The sequence below is a fragment of the Flavobacterium glycines genome (genome assembly GCF_900100165.1).
Lineage (GTDB): Bacteria > Bacteroidota > Bacteroidia > Flavobacteriales > Flavobacteriaceae > Flavobacterium > Flavobacterium glycines.
Genome location: NZ_FNEO01000009.1, coordinates 74,654 through 100,803, shown reverse-complemented (window position 1 = coordinate 100,803; position 26,150 = coordinate 74,654). Strand labels below are relative to the sequence as shown.

Annotated in this window: 16 protein-coding genes; 15 read left to right on the top strand and 1 reads right to left on the bottom strand. The window is 30.9% G+C overall.

Features of this window, described 5'->3' with window-relative positions; translation table 11 throughout:
- Positions 1-493: 493 nt before the first annotated feature.
- The 15 genes from BLR17_RS15320 to BLR17_RS15250 all read left to right on the top strand — a co-directional run bounded on the left by BLR17_RS15320 (position 494) and on the right by BLR17_RS15250 (position 25,033).
- The gene (locus BLR17_RS15320; RefSeq protein WP_066325733.1) at positions 494-1,144 is read left to right on the top strand and encodes a hypothetical protein; all 651 of its coding nucleotides are present in this window, start codon (positions 494-496) and stop codon (positions 1,142-1,144) included.
- Complete coding sequence (locus tag BLR17_RS15315; protein WP_066325735.1) at positions 1,141-3,297, top strand: coiled-coil domain-containing protein; 2,157 nt, start codon at positions 1,141-1,143, stop codon at positions 3,295-3,297. Before BLR17_RS15320 ends, BLR17_RS15315 begins: the two co-directional genes overlap by 4 nt.
- On the top strand, positions 3,297-5,087 hold the full coding sequence (locus BLR17_RS15310) for a hypothetical protein (RefSeq protein ID WP_066325736.1): 1,791 nt from the start codon (positions 3,297-3,299) through the stop codon (positions 5,085-5,087). The genes BLR17_RS15315 and BLR17_RS15310 overlap by 1 nt, the downstream gene beginning before the upstream one ends.
- Before the next feature lie 1,044 nt (positions 5,088-6,131).
- Entirely contained in the window at positions 6,132-7,961 is a 1,830-nt protein-coding gene (locus BLR17_RS15305; protein ID WP_066325743.1) for an O-antigen ligase family protein, read from the top strand.
- A 221-nt stretch (positions 7,962-8,182) separates the two neighbouring features.
- Positions 8,183-8,608: a hypothetical protein gene (locus tag BLR17_RS15300; RefSeq protein ID WP_066325746.1), complete on the top strand. Its 426-nt coding sequence runs from the start codon at positions 8,183-8,185 to the stop codon at positions 8,606-8,608.
- Positions 8,609-8,671: 63 nt separating this feature from the next.
- Complete coding sequence (locus BLR17_RS15295) at positions 8,672-9,793, top strand: 6-bladed beta-propeller (RefSeq protein WP_066325749.1); 1,122 nt, start codon at positions 8,672-8,674, stop codon at positions 9,791-9,793.
- Between the two features lie 5 nt (positions 9,794-9,798).
- Positions 9,799-10,440, top strand: coding sequence for a hypothetical protein (locus tag BLR17_RS15290; protein ID WP_066325751.1), 642 nt, complete (start codon positions 9,799-9,801; stop codon positions 10,438-10,440).
- Positions 10,441-10,574: 134 nt separating this feature from the next.
- Entirely contained in the window at positions 10,575-10,949 is a 375-nt protein-coding gene (locus tag BLR17_RS15285) for a DUF1573 domain-containing protein (protein ID WP_066325753.1), read from the top strand.
- 372 nt (positions 10,950-11,321) lie between these two features.
- Complete coding sequence (locus BLR17_RS16670) at positions 11,322-11,426, top strand: DUF1573 domain-containing protein (protein WP_074517205.1); 105 nt, start codon at positions 11,322-11,324, stop codon at positions 11,424-11,426.
- Between the two features lie 56 nt (positions 11,427-11,482).
- Positions 11,483-12,607 carry an efflux RND transporter periplasmic adaptor subunit gene (locus BLR17_RS15275; RefSeq protein WP_066325754.1) on the top strand — a complete coding sequence of 375 codons (1,125 nt, stop codon included), beginning with the start codon at positions 11,483-11,485 and terminating at the stop codon, positions 12,605-12,607.
- Between the two features lie 155 nt (positions 12,608-12,762).
- Positions 12,763-15,858 (top strand): efflux RND transporter permease subunit, encoded by a 3,096-nt coding sequence (locus tag BLR17_RS15270; protein WP_066325758.1) that lies wholly within the window; start codon positions 12,763-12,765, stop codon positions 15,856-15,858.
- A gap of 223 nt (positions 15,859-16,081) precedes the next feature.
- The gene (locus BLR17_RS15265; RefSeq protein WP_066325760.1) at positions 16,082-17,596 is read left to right on the top strand and encodes a TolC family protein; all 1,515 of its coding nucleotides are present in this window, start codon (positions 16,082-16,084) and stop codon (positions 17,594-17,596) included.
- A 15-nt stretch (positions 17,597-17,611) separates the two neighbouring features.
- A complete protein-coding gene (gene lepB, locus BLR17_RS15260; RefSeq protein WP_066325762.1) occupies positions 17,612-18,781 on the top strand; it encodes a signal peptidase I in 1,170 nt (389 codons plus the stop codon).
- A gap of 9 nt (positions 18,782-18,790) precedes the next feature.
- On the top strand, positions 18,791-21,937 hold the full coding sequence (locus BLR17_RS15255; protein ID WP_066325765.1) for an efflux RND transporter permease subunit: 3,147 nt from the start codon (positions 18,791-18,793) through the stop codon (positions 21,935-21,937).
- A 117-nt stretch (positions 21,938-22,054) separates the two neighbouring features.
- The gene (locus BLR17_RS15250) at positions 22,055-25,033 is read left to right on the top strand and encodes a hypothetical protein (RefSeq protein WP_066325767.1); all 2,979 of its coding nucleotides are present in this window, start codon (positions 22,055-22,057) and stop codon (positions 25,031-25,033) included.
- Positions 25,034-25,382: 349 nt separating this feature from the next.
- Here BLR17_RS15250 and BLR17_RS15245 read toward each other — a convergent pair whose 3' ends face one another.
- The gene (locus tag BLR17_RS15245; protein WP_066325783.1) at positions 25,383-25,763 is read right to left on the bottom strand and encodes a PcfJ domain-containing protein; all 381 of its coding nucleotides are present in this window, start codon (positions 25,761-25,763) and stop codon (positions 25,383-25,385) included.
- Positions 25,764-26,150 lie beyond the last annotated feature (387 nt).

The window sequence follows — 26,150 nt, the reverse complement described above, 5'->3', positions numbered from 1 at the left end:
ATTTATCTGGTTAAGGATCTTCTTTGTTATATTTAATTTCATCTGAATATTTTGGTGCTCTACTAGTTTTTCAACCCGTTCAATCAATATAAAATTAAGCAGATCCTTATTCATCTCGTGCATGACCTTATACATTGCGTAAATTCGGGAAGATCCATTACATAGGTTAAGGGTAGTAAAATCTTTAGTAAAAATAATATTTTGAAACAAAACTTAAAAGAAGATTTATTCAACAGAGAGAAGTTTTGCAATAAAGGAATATTAATACTTTAGTTGTGTTTTCAAAGTTTTAATAATTCAAGATAGGCTTGATAATAATTGTCTAAATTTAGTGGTAGATGAAGAAGGGAATGTATTAAACTAACGGTACGACAAATATATTTATCTAATTTTAAATTAATTTCTTAATAATTGGCAATAATTTATATATTAGCGAAAAATCTTAATTTCTTTAATAATTAATATTTAAAGATTTATTTATTTCAGCGATAGTATGGATGATTTTCTTAGAAAATACAGAGACCGATTGCGTATTATAATTATTCTGTATGTTTTTTGCGAGCGAAGCGAAAGTCTTGACCCATCATATTTTGGATTGTTCCGAAGTGAAATAAAAATTCAGGCTTTAGATTTTCTGCTCAGATATCCTGATTTTCTGTCAATGGAATTGATGGATTTAATGGACAATGACAGCAGCCTGGATCGGGATGAAATAAGCGAGGTCATCGATAAAATATATTCAAGCAGAGAACCGGAGTTAAGAGTCGAGGAGATGGAGAAATTTTTCCATGGTGCTTATGAAAGTATTGATGAGGTCATTGCATTTCATGTCAGTATCGGTTTTCTTAAGCATGAAAGCAAAAAAAGAACTGACGGAAAAGCATATGATAAAAACTATTATGTCACACAGCACTGTGCAGAGCAGATTGAAAATTATTTGAAATCAATACCTGCAGTGCAATGGTATTTTGAACGCTGTGAACTGATTAAGAAGTATTTCGGTAAATTTTCAGGATCTCAGCTCAAAAGCAGACAGTATAATTATACAGAGTACAGCAATATATCTTATAAGAGCCACATTCAGAATATAAACTCAAAGGTGAGAGCAGTTTATAAGGATAGATTTAATAAACAATTGTTATGAGTAGTACAGAAATCAACTACAGAGACTTTGTTACTTATGTTCACGATAAATTCAAAGAAGAATTAACTGCTGATGAAATTGAGGAGATTCTCTATTTGGAAGAAAGCTACAATAAAGACAGCCCGGCTTCGCTGGGTAAATCCCTTTATCTGACCAGGCTTGTTTTTTTAGGAACTAAACGTTCGGGAGATAAAATTGATTTTGATCAAAAACTGCATCACGGGATTAATGCCTGGATTGCGGATAATCACAAAGGTAAATCAACAATTTTTAAGATTATTAAATTTGCACTTACCGGAAACGACAGCATTAAGAAAGATATCAAATCATGGATCGAGGAAATTCTGCTGGAGTTTACAATCGGAAAAGTTACCTATACCTGTTATATTGACCGCACTGGCCGTGATAAGGGAAGTCTTTATCGGTTTTCTATTGATCAGTATAACAGTTACAAAAGTGAATTTAAATTAGATACGATAGAAAAGAAGGTTGAGTTTTCTTTTAACAGCAGGCAGGATCTTGAAGAGAAACTTCAGAACTTCTTTTTTGATCAATTTTCATTTTATAATTTAAAGTATTCCCAGAAGAGCAGCGTCAAGGATTCGTTTGAATTAAATACTTCAAGCTTAAGCTGGTCAACCTATTTTAAATCAATTTACTTGGAATCCAGTAATTATGAGCACTTGTTTTTTGAGCAGGAAAAACTTGGACTGCAGGGAAAGAAAATTTTTGAAATGGTTTTGGGACTTCCTCTTACTTATCCGATTAACATGCTGAAGCTGCAGCTTGATCGTGTGAATGAAAGTATAGGAAAGGTAAAGCTTGTTGATAAATCAAGAATGGATACGGCAAAATCTTCGAAAGATGTACTTGAAAAACGATATCAGGAAATATTGGAAGAGCAGGAATCAGTCAAAAAAAATCTGGAAATTAATTTTGAAGAGCGCCCTTTGATTGAAGAATATTCGTCACTTCAGGAAAAAGTAAATCAAATCAGAAAAAATCATAGAGACCTGACAGAATTGTATCAGTCGGAAAAATCCAGGCTTTTAAGCATGGAAGAAGAGTTCTGCAATCTGAAGAGCGACAGGAAGAAAGTTGATGCAGAAATTATAAGGCTTCAAAAGCAGGAATTGAATATGGAGCTTTACAAACAGTCGCAAAGCTTTTTTACTAATCTGGATATCAAGACATGCCCTCACTGCGAAATCAAAGTAAGCGAAGCTAAAAAGGAAAAGGAAAAAGATCAGCATATCTGCAGTCTTTGCGGTGAAGAGCCTACAGAGCAGAAAATTGAAGAATCTGAAATTCTGCAGAAATCAGGTCAGATTCAACAGGAAATAAAAAGTCACAGTGCCCGTCTGAAAAAAATCGTTGAGAACTTAGGCAAAAAATCACTTTTGATTGAGGAAATAAAAAAGAATGTAGAAGATTACAGCGTAACAATTTCATCGATTCAATCAATTGATCTTTACAATAAAAGGCTTAAGGAAATTGAAGATGAAATAGCAAGGATAGGCAGAGAACGTGAGAAATATAAAAATCCTTTAGAGAAGAAAGAACTGTTGATAAAAGAAGAAGCAGTAGTAAATTTTCAATTGGAAGAAATCAAGCGAAATGAAAGCAGCATTGTTTCTGTTGAAATTCACAGTCTGAATTTAAAAAAAGCTGTTTTGGATTATGCTCTTTATGCTTTAGAAAGAAAAAGGATTGTGTTGAATAAGGATATTTTAAGTAAACTTGAAACGCTTATACTTAAAGAAGTGAATGTTTTTGGTTTAAAAAGCATCACAACAGTTGCCATCAGCGACAAGTATGAATTGATTTTTACTCAAAACGATGTCCAGATAGGGTTTAATGACCTGAGTGAAGGTGAAAAGTTAAGAGCAAAACTTGCCTTTTATCTTAGCCTTATACAATTGGATATTGAACACAGTCTTGGAAGGCATCCTCGATTTTTGATTTTTGATTCCCCAGGAAGTGAAGAGATGGTGCCGCAACACCTTAAAGGGCTGGCAGAAATCTTCAAGGATATTAACGATAGGTTTGAAAATGAACTCCAGATATTTGTAGGTACAGCACTAAGGGAGTTCTCTCAGATTACTGGCAAGGATCGTACATTTATAAAAGAAGAAGACGAATTTGTTTTTTAATGGATAATTATCAGAAATGCATAGAACTTTTTAAAACTGGAAGCAGCTTTGAGCAGATCCGTTTTCTAGATGAATTTTACAGTAGTAATGCTGTTGGAGAATTTAGCACATCAGATTTGTCCAATATTTTATTCACTGGTGCAGAAAGTGCAGTAAATATGTATGTCAAGCGTTCGTGTTTAAAAATAATATGCAATCTAACACTGGGGGGAATATTCACCAATAAATTTAAGACGGTGGGCCTTCTGCATGATTTTATCAAGAATGAAGATGCAGAATTGATTACTATAGGTTTGAAATATCTTCAGTATTTTCCTGAAATGCTTACTGCAGAAACAGAAGAATTGCTCAAGACATTTTCTGACCATGCAAATGGTGAAATTTCCAGCCAGTCATATGTGTGCTTGGGATTAGGAGTCATGTCAGAAAATATAAGCGGTAATGATATATCTCAATTAATAGAAAATACTGAAAAGGCAAAACGTTATTTTACGGCTGCATTTGTTTCAGTTGAAAACCGTGATGACGCTGATTATTATATAATGCTACTTGAATGGATATCGGCTGTACTATCAAACGATTCAAAAGAATCTGATAATATGCTGGAAGCCCTGCAGGACTCCTTGATGCTTAGAAGTCTTTACGATAGGGATGGACTGGAACTTGATTTTCTTCTTTTTAATATGATTAGTAAAATTAAATCGAGTTATGATATTTTACAGGCATCTGGCGAGTGGATAGATTTTATGGCAAATGTACGTACTTTGATGGCATTTAATTCTGAGATTGAAATATTGAGCAGCCTTCAAGGCAGCGGAAAAGGGCTATTGAAAAGCATTGATAATAATATTTTTGGTAATTTGGAGAACCATTTATATAAAGTTCATCTTCAAGGTGAAAAAAGACGTTTGAATGTTTTGAAATCCATTGACCAGCCGGATTTAACTAAATTCATTGAAAAAATATTGAGCTTTTTTCCAGATACCAATGAACCCAATCCTGAGAATTACGATCTGCTGATTTCCCTGCAGCAGAGTTTTGGAGACGAAGGTATAGCGGCCTATCAAAAAATCAGAAATAAAGATATAGGTCTAGAAAAAGCAGTGTCCGGTCTGTTAGCGAAAAATTATAAAAATGAACTTTCCTTTAAAACCGGAAGTATCGAAGGAAACCAAGTGTTTTTGGATTTAACATTCCAAATCGATACTCTCCTTCCGGATTATAAAAATGAGAAAAGAACAGCATTTTTAAATATTTTGGAAGAAGTAATTAGATATACAAGATTGACTTTATCAGGTAATGATAAGAGCCGTTTTTCTTTTTTATACAGCAAATCTGAAAATAACGGGAAAGGTCAGGATGCAGTCGAGCAGGATCTGCAGGACAGTATGCTGTTTTTTTTAGAGCATTCAAAAATCGCTGATGGTCTAGATCATGAAAAATCAAAGTTTGTTGATGGGGGAAGAGTTGATATTCTTTATAAAAAAGACGTTATTACTGTTCCAATTGAACTTAAAAGGTCTTTATTGCGGCAGGATGAAAAAGTTTTAGAGGACAATTACTTAGCCCAAGCCCAGACATATACTTCGGGGTATGATCAACTGGGTATATTCGTACTGCTTGAACTGAGCCCCAAAGAAAAAGAAGCTCCTCCTAATTTTAAAGACTGGTTTAAAATTCATCATCTCAAGCCATCAACAGATATGACACTTAATTACCCGGATTTTGTAATTTCTGTTGTTATCCCCGGTAATCGTACCGGGCCGAGCTCAAAAAGCACCTACAAATAAGACAGGTGTTTTTTATTCGTAATCTATTGTTTTTTTAAATCGATAGTATTCAATATTTTTCTCAATTCAGTTCATATTGTTTTGTATTTTGAATACTTCTCATTATTCTAATTATGAGTTCCTAGTGCCTTTTATGATAACTAAATTTTTCTTCTATTTACTTTTATATAAATGGCAGAATTAAATTGATTTTTTTTAGTAGTGGAACTCTTTTTGATGCAATATCTTTGGAATTATTTTTTTTAACTTTTTATTAAAAGTGTTCGACATTCCAATTAAAAATTACCAAAACAAAAATTATTGAGTACCTAAAAAAAATTAAGGGATTGCTTTATTTCTATAGTTTAATATATTTTCTAATCGAACGTTTACAAACCTTTTATTTTATTGGGTTTTAATATAAGGCAGTAAATTACATTGTTTTTATGCCTTTTTGGACATGCAGGGATTACAGTCGCATTAAAAATTTCAGAGTTTTTATTTATAATTATTCAAATTTATTGAATAAGCTGTTTACTTAATAATTTAAATACCGAAGTAGTACGGTAGTTTTTTATTGGCATATCAGAAAGTTGAGATAAATTATTACAAAATAATACTAACAACCTTAAGTGTTTAATTATCGTTTATAAAACACGTTATTCTGATTGCTTGGATTAAAAAAAAATAAGATAATAACTATTATTACTTCGTGTCCATTTAGATAGTTTGGTTATGAATATTTTTTTATACAATTCATTTTTTTAGTTAAATAAATGGTGTTTTTGTGCTTTTAAGTAATTCTACCCCTTATTAAATACGAATTTACCCCCATAAAGATATTGGTTGTTGCTTTAGTTTTGTGATATATGTTAAGATTATTCTTAAAAACACGAGTTTGTGTAAACAAATTTTAATAATCTATTTTTTATGTTTTTTTAGGCGAAGTATTTAAAATAAATTCATAATAAAATATTTGGAGGTTACTAAATAATGATAATAAATATAAAACAGTTTTCGAGTTATTTAAATGGATGCAACATATCAGTACTATTGATATGTTTGATGATTATAATTTTGCCTTCAGTAAATGACACTCAATTTGTCAACTCTACAATTACCAGTAAATTGATTTACTTCCTTTATGGAAGCATAGTTCTTTTGGTATTATATAGTCTTACAATTGTTTTTTCAAAAAATAAATCATTTTCTTTTTCTAAAATAGACCTCGCTCTTTTTGTATTAGTTCTCTACATTACCTGGAATCGCTATTTTATTCAATCCTATTATGGGTTTTCAATTCGTTATATAGAATTATTGGGATTAAGTTTCTTGTATTTGGTTTTGCGAAGTATTGGGCCAAAAAATTATCCTTGGTTACTAATAGCTATTGTTCTTTCGGGAATTATTCAAGCGGTCTATGGTAATCTACAATTGTTAGGCTATTATCCCTCCAACCATTCCGGATTTAAAATGACAGGTAGTTTTTTTAACCCAGGACCTTATGCAGGTTTTTTGGTGAGTGTGTTGACTGTAGCTTTTGGGATGTATTTGTTTAAAGGCAATATAACCAGCCAAGTACAATCACAGAAAACAAACAACTCACCATTTTTAAAAGAAGTTATAAAATACATTTTTGAGTACATTCCCTTATTAGGAGTTATTAGTATTGCTATAATACTTCCAGCATTACAATCTAGAGCTTCTTGGATTGCTGCAGTAGTGAGCAGCTTAGTTTTATTGGAACTGAGATATTCAGTTTTAAAAAATGTATTCAAAAAAGCAAACACATTAAAAAAAAGTATTGTAGCAATTCTTTTTCTTGGAATTCTAAGTGCAGGACTTTTTGGTGTTTATATCTTTAAAAAAGGATCCTCAGATGGGCGTGCTTTTATCTGGAAAGTGACTGCCGAAATGATAGCAGATGCTCCTGTATTTGGTGTAGGATTTGACCGTTTCAACGCACATTACATGAATTATCAGGCGCAATATTTTCAGAAAAATGGAGAAACGTCAGAAGCTGTAGTAGCCGATAATACTTATTATGCTTTTAATGAATGGCTACAATTTGTATCTGAAAATGGAATGTTAGGATTAATATTACTGCTAGCTGTAGTGCTTATTTTGTTTAGAACAAAAGTAAATGAGAAATATTTATTAGAGGCTTTTATTTCCAAAACAGGACTTTTAACCATTGGTGTTTTTGCTTTTTTTTCTTATCCTATGCAAATCCTTCCAATAAAATTAATATTGGTGTTTTTACTTGCATTGCTATCTAATAATGCAGCCAATACTTATCAATTTAACATTGAATTGAATAAAAGAAATCAATGGTTATACAAAATCATTGTTATACTAGTGGCTTGGATTAATATATCCCAAATCTATGCTTCTACTAATGATTTATATCAAGGATTTATTATATGGAATACTGCCTTAATCAGTCATCAATGGGAAGATTACAAAGGAGCTGCACTTGAATTTGGAAAAGCATATCCTATTTTTAAAAAAGATGGAGATTTCCTGATGAATTACGGTAAAACACTTTCACTCGTAGGAAAACCGCATAAAGCAATTGTAGTGTTAGAACAAGCCAAACAGTATCAAAACAACACCATCATAACCACCGCTTTGGGCGATAGTTATAAAGTCACAAAGCAATATGATAAAGCAGAGGAAGCCTACCAACAAGCGGTAAATATGACACCCGGTAAATTTTACGCTAACTACTTATTGGCAAAATTATATGATGGATCTGGACAAAAGGTTAAAGCCGTAGCTATGGCTAAGAAAATATTAAATAAAGAAATAAAAATTCCTTCTATCGCTATTAAAGAAATACAAGGAGAAATGAATAGTATCCTGAAAAAATATAAAAATCCCCCGGGGATTTAAAAATTAAAAAACTCTAACATTAAATTATAAAAGAATACAGCCTATGTAATAGACCATCACCCAGAGGAAGATTTTATAAAAGAAACTGACTTTATAATTTCGTACAGCCGCTAGATATAAGGCGTTGTAATGTTTGGCAAAAGTAACATTCCTATACCACTTTGCAAAACAATAAATATAAAAGGGTATAAGTCCCATTTTAACCATTTAAATTTTATAAAATGAAAAAAATAATAGTAGCTTTTGGGGTCGTAGTGATTGCTGTAATGATGTTTTTTAGTGCTAATAATGTGAATAGTTATAGTTCAAATACTAATTTAGCTAGTTTGATTACTATAAATACTGCGAATGCAGAGCCAGATGATGCTGGGGGAAGCTGTTCGGGTATTGTTAAGGATTTTTGGCATAAAGATTCATATGTAAACTCAGCATATTCTAAAATTAGTCCTAGTAATCCTGTATCGAGTTCAGCAACTGCTGTTAATGGTTCGTTAAGTGTTGCTCCAAATAAAAGTGTATCAGTTGGAGGTGGTGTCTGTTCAAATAAAACTTATAATATTACAATAATTCATTATGAGTGTGAATTAGATTTTGCGTCACAATTATGTCCACAAAAGGAAGAATATACAGCATATTCGTATAACTAATAATTTTTAAAATATTAAGGAGGATTTTTTCTCTCCTTAATATTTAATTTAAATCATAATAAAATGAGAAAACTAATTTTTACTGTTCTAATACTATTTATCTTCATTAATTTTTCTTGTAATACAAGAAAAAACGAAAATAATATGCCTACCATTCATATAAATAAAAAAAATGTTCAAATCACTGGAAATTTAGATTCTACAATAGAAAGTATCAAGTTTGTGCCACTGGAAACAAATGATTCTTCATTAATTCAAGAAATATCAAAGATGATTAATATTGGAGATTCTATATTAATCTGTGATTATAAATTAGGAAAAATACTTCTTTTTTCTCAAGACGGAAATTTTATTTCAATGTTTAAAAACGTTGGAAAAGGACCTGGAGAATATATTAAAATAAAAGATATTACTTTTGATGAAATTAGAAAAGAAGTAGTTCTCTTGGATATTGGATCAAGGCAAATTTTAAGGTATGATTTAAAAGGTAGGCATATTAGCTCAGATCAAGTTAATATTGCTAACGCTGGTGTTAATTTTGAATGGTTCAATAACTCATTTGTTTTTTTTCGACATAATCAAACTTTTCCAGAGCATTCAAATCATAATATCATTATCACTGATCAAAATCAGCAATACATTAAATCTGGAGCTATAATTCCAGAACAAATAAGTAATCTATCTTTATGGGGAAATAAAAATATGTCAAAATCTGATAGTTTATTGTATGTATATCCTTGCTTTAATGATACTATTTTTTCAATCAATAAAAATCTTACTATAAAGCCTAGCATACTAATTGATATAGATGAACGCCTTGATGTCAAAAAATCAAAATTATGGGATAGAAAGATGGATGATATAGTTAAATTTCATCAAGAATTAGAAAAAACTGATTATATTTTCCAAACAAGCGATTTTTTCTCCCTCTCTACTAATTTTATATTTAGATACTTTACCAAAAAAGGGTATTCATTAGTTGTTTTTTCAATAAATGATGACAGTACAAAAATATTTAACAATCCTTGTTTTACAAATGACAACTTTAGTTTTGATCCGATTGGTAAACAAAAAAATAAAATTATTGTGGCTATGAATCCTAGCGATAAAATTAATAAATATTTGGAGCAACCTATTGCTTTAGATAGTAATCCAGTTCTCTGCTTCATCGAGTTAAAAAAATAGTATCTATGATAAAGAAAGTAAGTATTATAATCTTAGCGATTACGTGTATATCACTCGTAGTTTTATTAATTATTCAAAGGAATAAATACACTGAAACCGTTGACAAATACACTGAAGCCGTTGATAAATTATTAAATAAAGATAAAAATATTAACAATTCAATTAATGATATAACAAGGGTATTCTCAATTCAAGTTAATTCGATTGGAAATAAAATTCTACCGGATTTAATTTTAACTGATATAAATCATGTTCAGTATAATATTTCTCAAGTTTTTGATGAGAATTATAAACTTTGCTTTAGATTTTATGAAAATAGTTGTAGTGCATGTATTGATAGACAATTACTCGATTTGGAAATTCTATCCAATAAGATTGGCAATGGAAAAATTGTTGTTATTTGTGATTACAATGAAGATAAATTTAAATGGTTAGTGTATAAGTATAATTCAAAATTTAAATGTTACAGGTCAATGTCAAATAGTTCACTAGGATTAAATATTGAAAAAGAGCACATACCATACTATTTTATTTCCAATAATAACTTTAAACCATTATTTATATTTCCAATAACAGATAATACTAACAACTTTGTTCAATCTTTTTACGAAGGTGCTATGAATGTTATAATAGAACATAAGAAATGATCCTTTTTTATTTGTAGAATCAGTGCTTTGCAAAAGGCGTACTATGAATGAATAATCCGAAAGGTATATAACTGAGTGTTAAAATAAGGTGTTTCAAGTCAAATATTATAAAAAAGCTATTTTAAAAATAATTTATGAAAAAAACAATGTTATTGATATTGGTTTCTTTTATTTCATGTACCCAAAAACAATTTGTAGTGAGTAATGCGACCGTACAATTTCAAGATAGTATATATGATTTTAAAAAAATATCTAAAACTGGAAATGTGAAGACCGTTTTTAAATTTTCAAATGTAGGCGAATCACAATTAATTATTTACGATGTAAAAACAAGTTGTGGGTGTACAAAGCCTGAATGGTCTATGAATCCAATTGAACCAAATGGAAATGGAATTATAAAAGTGATGTTTGATGCTAAAGGGCGTGGTCTTTTTAATAAGACACTCTCTGTTTTTTACAATGGAAAAGATTCACCAAAAAAGCTAATTATAAAAGGCGAGATCTTATAATATGAAAGAAAAAGAATAACACTACTTTATTGAGGGAGATCTAATGCTATCAAAAGGAATAAAACAATTGTATGTAAAAGAAATACAAAAAAGCGTAAAAGAAGAATAAAGTTTTAATAATGAAACGATTTCGAATCCTAATTGTAATTTAAAAATGAAAACATGATTTTTAAAATAGTATTCTCTCAAAGTATTTCCATCTATTTATTTTCATAACGGCTTGTGTGTCTTGCATATCAAAAACACAAGACAAGGATGATATTAGTGACTCTGTATTGGTCTACATAACTTTTAATAAAAAGAACATAATTTTGGTGACTGTATAGTGCCTGAATGACTCAAAGAAATAATAAAACCTGACGAAAGAAGCAAATCAAAATCGTCTATGATTCCAAATATCCCGGTCGTTTTAACAAAACGATAAAGGTAGTTTACAATGGTAAAAATTCGCCTATAAAGTTAACTATTAAAGGATAAGTTCCTTATCCTAAAGAAGAATAAAAGCTTCCTCAAATAAAATTAAATAAAAGAAAATGACTGTACAAATGAGTAAAAATGCTTACCCAAAAATAACCAAGCTAAAAATTCTATCTTTTTTAATAATTAGTTCTTTGTTTTTTCATAGCTGTGCCAAATCTAAAGCTGCCAATGAAACTACCATCGAAAAAAATAAATATGTAGCCGAAAAGTATGAAGTAGAAACCATGGTGTTGAAAAATGAATCTTTTCAAAAAGAGTTGGTCAGTAACGGTAAAATTATCGCATCTCAAAAAAACAGTGTGCAGTTTGAGGTCAGTGATAAACTGGAACATTTGTATGTGAAAAATGGAGATTTTGTTCATAAAGGGCAATTGTTGGCATGTTTAAATTCATTCAAATATCAACAAAGACTCGCCAGAGCCGAAATCGACTTGGAAAAAGCCAAATTTCAGTTTGAGGACATGTTGGTAGGTAGAGGGATTTTTACCACCAAGAAAGACAGTATTCCCAGGCCCATCTATGACATGGTAGCCAGTAGAACAGGTTATGATGCCGCATTGTTAGAATTAAAAACCGCACGATTTGAATTACAATCCACCAGATTAATAGCTCCTTTTAGTGGAAAAGTGGCTAATATAGAGAACAGGGTTTATGAGAATGTAAATGCTGGAAAAAATTTTATGACCCTGATTGATGATTCGGTTTTTGAGGTAGAATTTTATTTGATAGAATCCGAAATGAGCGATGTAGCCTTGAACAGCAGTGTACAAATAGTTCCTTTTGCATTGGCTAAAACCTATAGCGGACATATCTCTTCCATAAATCCATTGATAGAAAAAAATGGAACGATCTTGGTAAAAGCGGTTGTGAAAAATGACGGAAAATTGACCGAAGGGATGAATATGAAAGTCCGTATTGAGAAAGAAGTAAAAAGACAATTGGTAGTCCCAAAATCAGCAGTAGTTTTAAGAGACAATCAGGAAGTATTGTTTAAAGTTATTGATGGAAAAGCCTATTGGACGTATGTACAAACCACTTTAGAAAATAGCAGTTCCTATGCAGTAATTGCCCATCCCGATAAAAGCAGTGCAACTTTAAACCCTGGAGACACCGTGATTGTCGGTGGGAATTTGAATTTAGCGCATCATAGTGAAGTAGTGCTTAAATCTCAAAAATAAAAATCAGTAACAGGACATTCGAATTTAATAATTAGTTTTTTGAAAAAATTCGGATTTATGCAGATTTTTCAAATTTTCGTTAAAAAATGTAATTTCTCGTTTATCCACCAACAACTGACAACTATTAACTAACAATTGAATACTAATAACCTCTTATGGTAAAAATTTTAATCAATAAGCCCATTGCTGTTTTAATGACTACGCTTTGCATGCTTATTTTAGGGCTGTACGCGTTTGGTTTTATCCCAGTAGCTTTGATGCCTAATATTGACATTCCAGAAATTACAGTACAGGTTGAAGCCGATAATATGTCGGCAAGGCAGGTAGAAGATGTTATTATAAAAAATTTGCGTTCCAACTTAATGCAAGTAAGTCATCTGAAAGATTTGAAAACAGAATCTAGCAATGGAAATGGCATCATTCGGTTGCAATTTGAACAAGGAACTAAAATTGATTACTCCTTTATTGAAGTCAATGAAAAAATTGACCGTGCTACGGGAAGTCTTCCCAAAACAGTCAAACGTCCTAAAGTAATTAAGGCTAATATTACTGATGTGCCTGTTTTTTATTTAAGTCTGATTTTAAAAAACAAAGAAATCCCTACCGTTTCTAATACTGATCTGTATCCTGTTTCTCAACAATTTGTGAATTTTAGTCGTTTTGCCAATCAGGTGATTCGCAAACGCATTGAGCAAGTAGAGGAAGTGGCTATGGTAGATGTAAGCGGATTGGTTTTTTCAGAAATTCGAATTATTCCTGATACAGAAAAATTAAATGCTTTGGGAATTAGTTTGAACGAATTGGAATCTGCCATCAAAGCGTATGATGTTGAGGTGGGGAGTTTACTCATTAAAGACAATCAATACCAATACAATGTTCGCTTAGGATCCAGCCTGAACACTATTAAAGAAATTGAAGCTATTTATATCAAAAAAAGCGATCGCCTTTTCCAGCTAAAAGATTTGGCTCAAGTTATTGAGCATCCAAAAAAGCGTACGGGATTGGTTTTGTCGGATGATAAAGAAGCCATTACTATGGCTATCATTCAGCAAAGTGATGCTCGAATGGAAAACTTAAAATCATCGTTGAACTCGCTAGTCGAAAGGCTAAAAAAGGATTATCCAGAAATAGATTTTTCGGTAACCAGAGATCAAACCCAATTGTTGGATGTAGCCATATCCAATATCAAACAAGACTTGGTATGGGGTATTTTATTGGCATTTGCCATCATGTTTTTGTTTTTGAAAGATGTCAAATCTCCTCTACTGATAGGAATATCAGTGCCTGTTTCTTTGATAATTAGTTTAGCCTTTTTCTATGTTTTTGATATTTCTATCAATATTATTTCGTTGTCGGGATTAATTTTAGGAATTGGTTTGATGATTGACAACTCCATTATTGTAATTGAAAATATTATACAATACAGAGAGCAAAAATACCCTTTGATGCAAGCCTGTGTTTTAGGAGCTAATGAAGTGATCAAACCATTACTTTCCTCGGTTTTGACTACCTGTTCTGTTTTTTTACCATTGTCTTTTTTAAGTGGTATTTCGGGGGCTTTGTTTTATGATCAGGCTATGGCGATAACGATAGGATTGTTTGTTTCCCTATTGGTCTCCGTTACTTTAGTGCCGTTATTATACCATCTTTTTCATTTGAAAGATACTGGAAAGAAAAGCAGAATGGAACGTTTTCTTGAAAAAACGAATACTTTGGATTATGCCGAATTATACGAAAAAGGATTTCGTTTTGTAATGAGAAAACAAAAATTGTGTTGGAGTATTTGTATTCTATTACTGGTAAGTGGTGTTATTTTATTTCAATTTCTTCCCAAAACGCAGATGCCTTATTTAACCAAAACCGAAACGGTATTAAAAATTGACTGGAACAAGCAAATTAATGTCGAAGAAAATAAAAGAAGGGTATTAGAATTACTAAAACCTATAAAAAAAGATATCCTGAATTATACCGCATTAGTAGGTTCACAACAATTTATTTTAGACAAAGAATCGACTTCTTTATCTTCAGAAAGTGCGATTTATATTCGCTGTAATTCTCCCGAAAAACTAGCGAAAGTTAAAAAAGAAATGACTCTTTTTCTCCAAAAAGAACACGCCGGAGCCGTTGTTTCCTATAGCAATGTGGACAATATTTTCAATATGATTTTCTCAGACAAGCAAGAAGTATTGGTTGCCCGATTGCGAAATGTAGCCAATATAGGAAGTGCACAAAACGAACAATTAAAAAAAGTTTGGGGTCAGGTGCAGCAAAATGTTGACGACATACAATTAAATCCTATTGCATGGCAGGAACACATTAATCTTATAGCAAATCAGGAAAAATTAATGACATACAGCGTATCGGCTAATGCACTATTTTATGTTTTAAAAAGTGCTTTTAATGAACGTGAAATTTTATCGGTAATTGACAATCAAAATTTTGTCCCTGTCATCCTTGGAGGAGAAAGCAAAACAATTGAGCAGGTCTTAAGCGAAACCACGGTACTATCTGACGATGGAGCCGTATTTCATGCCAGTGATTTTATTAAGGCGGTCAACTCTCAGGATATGAAAACCATTACTGGAGGTATTGAAGGTGAATATTACCCTATAGAATTAAATACCAATGAAGACAATGTAAATCACATCATTACTACCGTGAAAAATGTGGTAAAAGACAATAAATTGTATACCGTTTCCTTTAGTGGTAGTTTTTTTAGCAACAAGGAATTAATGGGTGAATTAATCGCTGTTTTATTAATTTCATTGCTGCTGCTTTACTTCATCTTGGCTTCTCAATTTGAATCTCTCGTGCTACCTTTGATTATATTAATCGAAATTCCGCTGGATTTGGCGGGGGCTTTTTTGTTGTTGACAATTTTTGGGATGAGTCTTAATTTAATGTCCATGATAGGTATTGTGGTAATGAGCGGGATTGTAATTAATGATTCCATCCTGAAAATAGATACTATTATCCAATTGCAACGCCAAGGGAATTCTATTCTAAAAGCGCTGCTAATTGCAGGACAACGAAGGCTAAAACCCATATTAATGACCAGTTTGACTACTATTCTGGCAGTTGTACCGCTTCTTTTTACAGGTGGTTTAGGAGCCGAATTACAAGCACCATTAGCAACGGTATTAACAGGAGGAATGATATTAGGAACTATAATAAGCCTTTATTTTACCCCATTGTGTTATTACTATTTTGCTGAAAGTATGGAGAGGAAAGCTAGGAGAGTTAAGGGTTAAGAGTTATAAGTTATCGGTTATGGGTTATGAGTTATGGATTATAAGTTACAAGGGCAGTTTAAATTTATTAAAAAAAATAAAGTTGCTTTTTTCCGTCCTTAAAGGGCGAAAAATTTATTAAAAATTCATCAAAATTATACCCTTTAGGGTTAGGGGGAATTGATTTTGATGAATTTTAAAAAGGTTTCTAAGGTAAGGTTATGAACATTCAATTTTATAAATAATGAATTTTATTAAAAACACACATCTGATTTTACTTTTTAGTTTTGGGTTATACAGCTTACAAAATACGGCTCAAAACACAAACAAAATAGAAGAGAATAAACAAAAAGTATCACTTGAGGATATCATTGCTATTGCAAGTAAAAAATCCTTAGATGCTTTTAAAGCCAAACAACAATATGGCGCAAGTTATTGGCAGTTTAGATCGTTTAAAGCAAGTGTATTGCCTAAAATGAATTTAGAACTGGAACCACTGACCTATAATAAATCGGTATTAAAAAGATACGATTCAGGAAATAACATTGATGTCTATCGACCACAACAAAATTTAAACTCTTATGGGAATCTTAGCATCAATCAGAATGTTAAAGCGACTGGGGCAACATTTTATGTGAATTCCAGTTTTAACCGCCTAGCTAATTACGGACTAGTTGATTCTAAGGATTTTACTGCCACTCCTATCCGTATTGGAGTGATCCAACCCATAATGGCTTTTAATAGTTTCAAATGGGCACATAAAATTTCCCCTCTTCAATTTGAACGCGCTAAAAAAGAATACCTCTATGAATTGCAGGATATTAAATTAAAAGCAGTTAATTATTTTTTTAATTGGGCTTCAACCAGTAAAAGAGTGGAATTAGCTCAAGAGAATGTATTAAGTACACAAAAACTTTTTAAAATAGGGAAAAAAAGATATGAATTAGGTTCTATAGAGAAAGACGATGTGCTTAATCTGGAATTAGACGTGTATAATGCTGAAACTAATTTAACGCAGAATGAGAGAGAATTAGAAAAGGCAGAATCGGAATTAAAATTATTTTTAAGAGATGAAAGTCCTTTGTATTCCCAGCCACAGTTGCCCGAATTGATTTCCGATTTACAAATTGATATTAAAGAAGCTATTGCATTAGCTGAAGCAAATAATCCTGAAATTTTTAACTTAAAAATAAAAAAGATGGAAGCTCAAAGAGATTTGGATAAAGTAATCAAGGAAAACCGTTTTGATTTGTCTTTGAGAGGAAGTTATGGTTTGAATCAAAATGCGAATACTTTTAGAGATGCGTATGGTAGATTATTAGACCAACAAATGATTAGTATCCAAATGAATATCCCCATCTTAGATTGGGGAGAGCGTAAAGGAAACATCAAAACGGCTAAAATGAACAATGAAGTGAGTGAAATCGAGGTACAACAAGAAAGTGACAAGCTAAGTCAGCAATTAAGCTTGAAAATTATAGATTTTAACCTTCAAAGACAATTGGTAACAGGAGCTTTACGAACCAGCGAAATCTCAAAATCATCTTATGATATAACCGAAAAACGTTTTCTATCAGGAAGTATCGATTTATTACGACTCACCAGCGCCAGAAAAGCATGGCAAGCAGCTTCTGAAAATTACATAACGAGTTTATACAATTATTGGAAGTTTTATTATGAAGTACAGCAATTGACCCTTTACGATTTTCAGAATAAAAGTACCATTAGTAAAAACTTTGATGAAATATTGGATAAATAAATTAGATAAATATAAATGACAAAAACAAACAAAAAAGTTTTACTCATAACCTTAGCTGTGCTACTTTTATCATTACTAGGTTTGGTTTGGTTAGCTATTATCCTTATTCTATTCATAGTAATTTATAAACTTACATTACATTTTATTTCTTTAATACCTTTTGGTTTTTTTAGAAAAATGATCACGGGAGTTTTCCTTTTTCTTTTGTTGTTATCCTCAAGTATTTGTATAAAAGTATTAGCGTTTGATATCTATAAAATACCCAGTTCCTCTATGGAAAATTTATTGTATCCACAGGATGTAATTGTAGTGAATAAACTGAAATACGGCCCAAGATTACCTCGTTCTCCTTTTGAAATTCCCTGGATCAACATCGCTTTTTATTTTAATGAAAATGCAAAGAATAGAATAAAAGAAGATTGGTGGGATTATAAAAGGTTATCGGGTACTTCAACAATAAAGCAAGGAGATGTGTTTGTATTTAATTCTACGTGGAGCAAAGGATATATTTTGATAAAGCGTTGTATGGCTTTAGCAGGAGATACTTTAAGAATTAAAGATGGTAATGTATATACCAATAGTAAGCTTTTTGCCCCTGTAGCTACGGAAAGAAACAATTATAAATTCAGCATTAAAAACAAACAGAATTTATATAAATACTTAGATGCTGTAGGTTTAAGTTATGTGATGTTAAAAAGAATAGACAATCAATTTTATGAAGCAAATCTATCGAAATATGATTTGGATCAACTTAAAAAAGCAAAATTGATTAACGCTGTTAGTATACAACTCGATTCTTTTAATGAAAATAATGGACTATTTTGTAAAGTACCCAATAAACAATGGACTTATGATACTATGGGACCTTTTATAGTTCCTAAAAAAGGCATGCAAATACATTTGAATCCAGAAACTTTTTCATTGTATCAGAGAGTAATTAGTGGCTCTGAGAATTGCAAGATTAAGGAGTTAAAGGGTATTTATTTTATAAATAATAAAAGAGCTACTACCTACACATTCAAACAAAATTATTATTTTATGATGGGTGATAATAGAAAAGGGACAATGGATTCTCGAGCCTGGGGTTTTGTCCCGGAAACCAATATCATAGGCAAAATACAATGTGTTTTATTTTCTAATAAAAATGACGAATTTCAGTGGGACAGGATTTTCAAAATGCTTTAAAATAAATATATGAAATCAAAAATCCCATCGTTTACTGTATTAACTTGTTTTATTTGCCTGTCTATTATTGGAGCCAGTATGATTCCGTTATTGAGTGTGCAATTGAATCCATCCAATAATTTACCCTCTATAAGTATTAGTTTTGGTTGGTATGATGCTTCAGCTAAGGTTATTGAGCAAGAAGTAACCTCTAAACTAGAAGGTGTTTTTAATACCGTGAAAGGAATCAAAGAAATCAATTCAAACAGTAACAAGGAAAGTGGATCTATTAATCTGGAATTCAAAAAAAACACTAATTTGGATGCCGTTCGGTTTGAAATTGCCAATCTAATTCGTCAAACCTATTCTGAGCTTCCTAATGGAGTAAGCTATCCCCAATTGTCCATTAGCGGGACAAACGAGAGCGCCTCTCCCATTTTGACTTACAGCATCAATGCGAACGAAAGTCCGTATTTGATTAAGAAATATACCGAAAACCATATACTCCCAAAATTAGCTATAATCAAAGGAGTTAACAAAGTCTATGTGTATGGTGCAGATCCTTTTGATTGGGTTGTAAAATACAATTCGGATCAGCTTTTGCAGCTTTCCATATCAGTTAATGAAATTGAAAATGCCATTCGTCAATATTTTGAAACACAACAATTGGGAAATGGAAGTTTTGTATCTAAAAACAATGCCGAGAGTCAGGAAATTGCCTTGGTTTTAAGTTATAAATATGAAAAAGAGATAGATTGGGAAAACATCCCTATAAAAAAAATAGGAGATAGGATCATTTATCTAAAAAACATTGCTAAAGTTCAATTTAAAGAAGCTCCGATGCAATCGTATTTTAGGATAAATGGGAAAAATTCCATAAACCTGGTTGTCTATGCCGAAAAAGGAGCCAATACCATTGAAGTGTCCAATGAGGTAAAAGAGGAAATTGAAACTATAAAGCAAGAAATAAAAGGAGAATATAATTTAAAATTGACGAATGATACTTCTCAATATATTGCTGAAGAACTGAAAAAAATTAAAGAGAAAATGCTGTTTTCACTCTTGATTTTGTTTGTTATGATTTTAGTAACCAACAAAAGTGTAAAATACATCTTGATTTTGTTTTTAAGCATTATTACTAATCTTTTAATTGCCATAATCTTCTATTATCTATTCAAAGTAGAATTGCAATTGTATTCATTTGCTGGAATCACAATCTCTTTTGGAATTATGATTGACAATTGTATTATTATGATTGATCACCTCAGAAACAAAGGAAATAAGAAAGTGTTTCTAGCTATTTTAGCAACAACATTAACCACGGCTGGAGCCTTGTTATCTACTTTTTTATTAGAAGAATCCCTGCAAGCCAATTTAAGTGATTTTACTTTGGTTATTGCCATAAATATAGTGGTCTCCTTATTTGTAGCATTATTATTTGTTCCCGCACTTTTGGAAAAATTGCATATCAATCATAAAAAGAAACTTTTTTCTCGAAAAAGAAAAAGGAGAGTCTTAAAATTCACTAAATACTATTATAAATTAATCTTAGCGTTTAAAAAACCACGTTTGAAATGGCTGTTTATCTTGATTTTATTGCTTGGATTCGGCTTGCCCATACAGCTTTTACCGAAAACAATTGAGGGAGAAGGTTTTTTGGAAAAAAAATACAATCAGACGATAGGTAATGATTGGTTTTACGATGAAGTAAAACCGACATTAGAAAAAATACTAGGAGGATCACTGCGGCTCTTTACTGATAATGTTTATGAGAATTCACATTACTCGGATCCAGAGCGGACTACATTGAGAGTTACTGGGAGTATGCCTGAAGGTTGCACTATAGAGCAATTAAATGAAGTTATTATTAAAATGGAAAATTACATTAGTAGTTTTGGCGAAGTAGAAATGTTCGAGACTAACATAGGCAGTTATAAAAATTCAACGATTTCCATTTATTTTAAAAACGAAAATGAATTTAGTGGTTTCCCTTTTAAGTTGAAAAGTTTGTTGGAGTCAAAAGTTATCAGTTTGGGAGGATTAGATTGGTCAATTAGCGGAGTTGGTCAGGGTTTTTCGAATGCTTTAGGGGCCGATTATAAAAACAATAGAATCATTATTGAAGGATACAATTATGACAAATTATATGCTTATGCTGAACTTCTAAAAGCGCAATTAATAGCAAACTCCTCTTCGAGAATTAAAGAAGTAGATATAACCAATGGAGATTCTTGGGGGAATGCTAATTCTTATGAATATTTTTTAGCATTTGATAATGAAAAAATGGCAATGGCGGAGGTGTATCAAACAGGACTCTATTCCTGTTTAATAAATCAAACATACGCTGGAGGTGTAACTTCTTTTATTCATAACAATGAATTACAACAAGTTAAAATGGTCTCTAATCAATACCAAAAAGTTAATGTTTGGGACTTAAAACATGTACCTATTAGTATTGGAAACAATCAATACAAACTAGATCAAATGGCTGCTATTGAAAAAAGAAAATCAGGAAATTCCATCTCAAAATACAATCAACAGTACCAATTAACGGTTGAATATAATTTTATTGGAACGGAGCCATTAGCAAAAAAAGTTAGAGAAGATAATATTGAAGAATTGAAAAGTAAATTACCAATAGGATATCGTGTTTTTGAACAATCCAATTGGGGAGAATGGGATAAAAACAATAAAAAACAATATTATTTCATTTTTGTGGTGATCTTAATTATATTCTTTATTTGTTCTATCTTACTGGAGTCATTAAAACAACCTTTTGCTATAATCAGTATGATTCCAATTTCCTTTATTGGAGTTTTTTTAACCTTCTATCTTTTTGATTTTAATTTTGACCAAGGTGGATATGCCTCATTTATATTGTTGTGTGGTATTAGTGTAAACGCTGCTTTATATATTATAAATGATTATAATAATTTAAAAAAAGAATATCCGTTAAGAAATAGCCAATGGATGTATTTCAAAGCATTTAATTATAAAATTATACCTGTAATGCTTACCATAAGTTCAACTATGATAGGTTTAATCCCCTTTATATGGGGAGGACAAAATGAGGCTTTTTGGTTTTCTTTTGCCGCTGGTTCAATAGGCGGATTGCTGTTTTCATTAGTAGGGATATTTATTTATTTGCCCATTTTTTGTATTAAAAGAAGTGAGTAAGCTTGTGATTAATTATCCATAAAAAAAAATAAGAATCTAAACAATTTCTAAATCGTTTGTTTGCAAATAAAAGTAGGTTTTTTAACCAGTGTTAATTTTTAAAATTATTGAACAATTATGGGGAATTATAAATACAACTTGAGAAAAGTAGTAAAATATATTTTATTTGTTTTTTCTAATTTATTTCTAGCCTGCACACCTTGGTCATCTGATACGAATCGTGCCTTAGACTTAGCAGGAGAGAATAGAAAAGAATTAGAAAAAGTGCTGATTCATTATGGTAAAAATAAAGCTGATTCATTAAAATTGAAAGCAGCAGAATATCTTATTTCTAATATGGTTTTTCAATATTCGATAGTTGGATCAGAAGTAGATAGTGTTAATGTCCATTATAAATATATCTATGGAGCGAAAGGTGAAGATAGGAATAAACTTTTTAAATCAGATTCATTACGAAAGAGAGGTGACAAGGATATTAAATATGACCTTCAAAATGTTTCTAGCCAGTTTATAATCGACCAAATTGAGTCGGCCTTTCGAACATATAACTATGATTGGTCTAAAAAATATTCTTTTGAAATGTTTTGCGAGTATATTTTGCCTTATAAATTATCTGAATCAGATAATGTTGATTGGAGATCTTATGCAAATAAAAAATTTCATCCTATGATCAATCTTATGCCATTCGAAGGTGTAAAATCTATTTATGAAGCTGAATCCTTTACTAGAGTAGATTCTTTGATAGAAAAGGTTTCCAATGCATCAGCAGCTAAAGTTTTTCATTTGTATCAAAAAGGGAAAAACAAATTTAAGATGTCAATCAATAGTGACCGCAAAGGGTATCAGAAATTTGCCATTCGTTATATGAATGGTAATCCAATGGCTTCAACTGCTCGAATTAAAGTTGATAATAAAATTATAGGAGACTTCGTTTTTCCTGCAACAGGCACTTGGGAAGAGATGAATAATTCTCGTTTACCAATAGAATTTATGGTTAATCTTGATTCTGGTAAACATGAACTTACAATAGAATCTTTAGATAAAAATCTTTTTATAGATTTTCTTGTTATACCAGAATGTATAAGTATAGATATGCCACTGCCAATAGTTGCTAATGGTATTTTTTATTTAAAAAATTCGGCTGGATGGTTAACCTTGGATAAAGATTCACTGGTTAATGAAGCGGGTCTGAAAATAACTAATGATTTTTCAAAGGCAATGCCTATTGAAGTAACTTCAGATGGATTGTTTTATCAATTTAAATTAGAACAAGATGATATAACAAAAGTAATTGATGCTTTTCAAGAAAAAAACAGCAGTAGGGTTTTAGTATTTGATAATTATTTTACAAATAATCAAAAGTGGGGATTGATACCAAACAAAAAAGGTGGTTTTCAGATTAGAAATAAGGCTACAAACAAAATTCTTACTTATGAAAATGATAATACTGTAATTCAATGTTCAGAGGACTTTCTACATGATGCTTGGCATTTTGAAAAGGTAAGGAAAGATTTATTTAAAGATACAGGAAAAAATAGTAGAAGAATTTTAGCTTATAATAATTATGATATAACTAATAAAAAGTGGAGACTTATAGCAAACACAAGAGGTAGTTTTAAAACTTATAAAAATGAAAATTTTGTACTTCAATATTTGCAAAACCCTTTTTATGTTAATTGGTATTTTAAAAAAGAGAAGAAAGCTCTACTTAAAGATACAATTGATCCAGCAATTAAAGCAGCTACAAGAATTAGTGAAATAACAAATCGTTTTCATTGGTTTGGCGAAGCGAATATGGGGGCAGCTATTAATCCACTAAATATCATTGAATTTTTTTATGGTACATGTCCCATCGAGACTCAATATCAAACAATGGTTTTACGATCATTGGGGGTAGCCAGTACGATTGATTTTGTTTTTAATTGGGCAGATAGACCTTCTAGTCATGAATGGAGTGTTGTCTTTGATCATAAAGGGAATACAATTCAAAATAATTGTCATAATCCTGTAAGTGCCTTAATTTGGTGGATTAATCATAACAAAAAAGGAAAAGTATATAGAAAAACCAATTCAATTAATAAAAATAGTTTATTTATAAAGAACAATGGTAGAGAAGGAATTCCTTCTATATTTAATAATCCTTATTTTTTAGATGTTACGGACGAGTACTGCAATAGTAGTGATGTTTCAATTCCTGTAAATAATGTGAGAAAAATAAAAAATAAATTTGGTTATTTACAAGTGTATGATAATAAAAATTGGACTCCAATAGGTTGGGGTGAGTATATTGGGACATCATTTTATTTCGAAAAATTAGAAAAAAAAGTGTTATATCTTCCAGCACTGTTTAATGGTAATAATTTTGAAGCTTTCAATAATCCTTTTTTTATTGATTCTTTAGGAAAAGTTAAAAAAATAGTTTTCGATCCTAAAAAAGTTAAGACGATATCAATTTCAAGAAAATATCCTAATTACAAGGGAGTTGATTGGCTTGATAAACGAATTATAGGAGGAAAATTCCAAGGTAGTAATCGATCTGATTTTTCAGATTCTATAACTATTGGGGTTGTTACAAAAAATATGACTAATCCTGTTTTTCATACTCTTATTTCATCTTCAACCAAAAAATTTAAGTATTTTAGGTATATAGGGGCTACTGATAGTTTTTGCAATATAAATGAAATAGTTGTGTATAACACCCAAGGTAAAAAGTTAGAAGGTAAAATAATTGGAACAAAAGGTAGTTTTGAAGACAAGGGGGAAACCATTGAGAAGGTATTTGATAATGATGTTCTAACTTGTTTTAATGCCCCTAATCCAACGGGAAGTTGGGTAGGGTTAGCATTCAATAAATCCGTAAATATAAGTAAGATAAGATTTATTGGTCGCAACGATGGAAATATGGTTGAAATAGGCGATGAGTATGAGTTGTTTTATTGGGATAAGACTTGGAAAAGTTTAGGTGAGAAAAAAGCTGAAAGTGATGTGCTAGTTTATAAAGTCCCTGTTGGAGCTTTATTCTTATTACACAATCTTTCTAAAGGAACTGAAGAAAGACCATTTACAATAAAAAACGGAAAACAGGTTTGGTGGTAATTATCTAACGAAAAGTTGTATAACTATTATCTTCATCTAAAATGAATTGAGCAAAACAATGGATTAGTTGTGTTATAAATATTAATCAGGTTCAACAATAAAATAACTGCAGAAAATACGGACTTAAATATTAAATTCTTTTTAGTTAAAGAAGGCAATTAAAAGAAATATTAATAGAATACATAAACAAAAAATAATGTAGCTAAGCAAATAGGATTTGATAAAACTGAATGAATCTTAGATGAATAAAAAAGCTTTGGTCAATTGAGAATACAAAATTCTTGATTTTTCTTTTACATAAATATGTCTACGGCACGTGAACCAAAAAACCGAAATTTATTTTGTTTTTTTATACAGTTTCCTGTTTTTGTTTTTTCATACGTGTTTGCACTTGATAAAGATTATTTTTCATTAGATTTAAAATCACTTTATGGTGTTTTGAGTTTTCATTTTTTAGTCCTCGACATTGTAGAATTACCATTTTTGAAAGCGAAACTTCAATAGTTTCAACAAGAATGTTGTCTATACGGGGTGAGAAAATCAGCGAATCTTTTTCCTTGAAATATTCATTGGTAAAAAGGCAATGGTTTAAAGTGTCACCCTTTTTCATAAAATCTTGTACATTTTCCAATACAGCTATAGTGATGTTTTTGTCTGAAAAAGTCAATCTGAAAAATGGCTTTTTTTCCTCTGCATATATTGCCTGTGAATTTAAAATTGAGGTGTGCATTTTTTCAAAATATCTTTTTCGTTGCAAATATCTTTTTTATTACAAGTTTATGATGTGTCTGATAAAGATTTTAGGACATACAAAAAACGAGAGTAAAGATCTTTTTTTACTATCATAGTAGTTCAATATGATTTTTTATAATTTAAAATCTTCGATAGTATAGTTGTTTTTTTTATATTTTGATCGATTAACTGGTTTTCCTGATTTATTGAATTTTAACATTGGAAATGCAAATTAACAATATTGAGTAAACAAATTTGTTTGTTTTTATAATATGAAATCTAACTTACAATTATTGAAAGGGATACATCCCGGTCTTATACTAGAATGGGAATTGGAGAAACGACACTTACGTAAAGAAGCGTTTGCACTTTCTTTGCAAGAGTA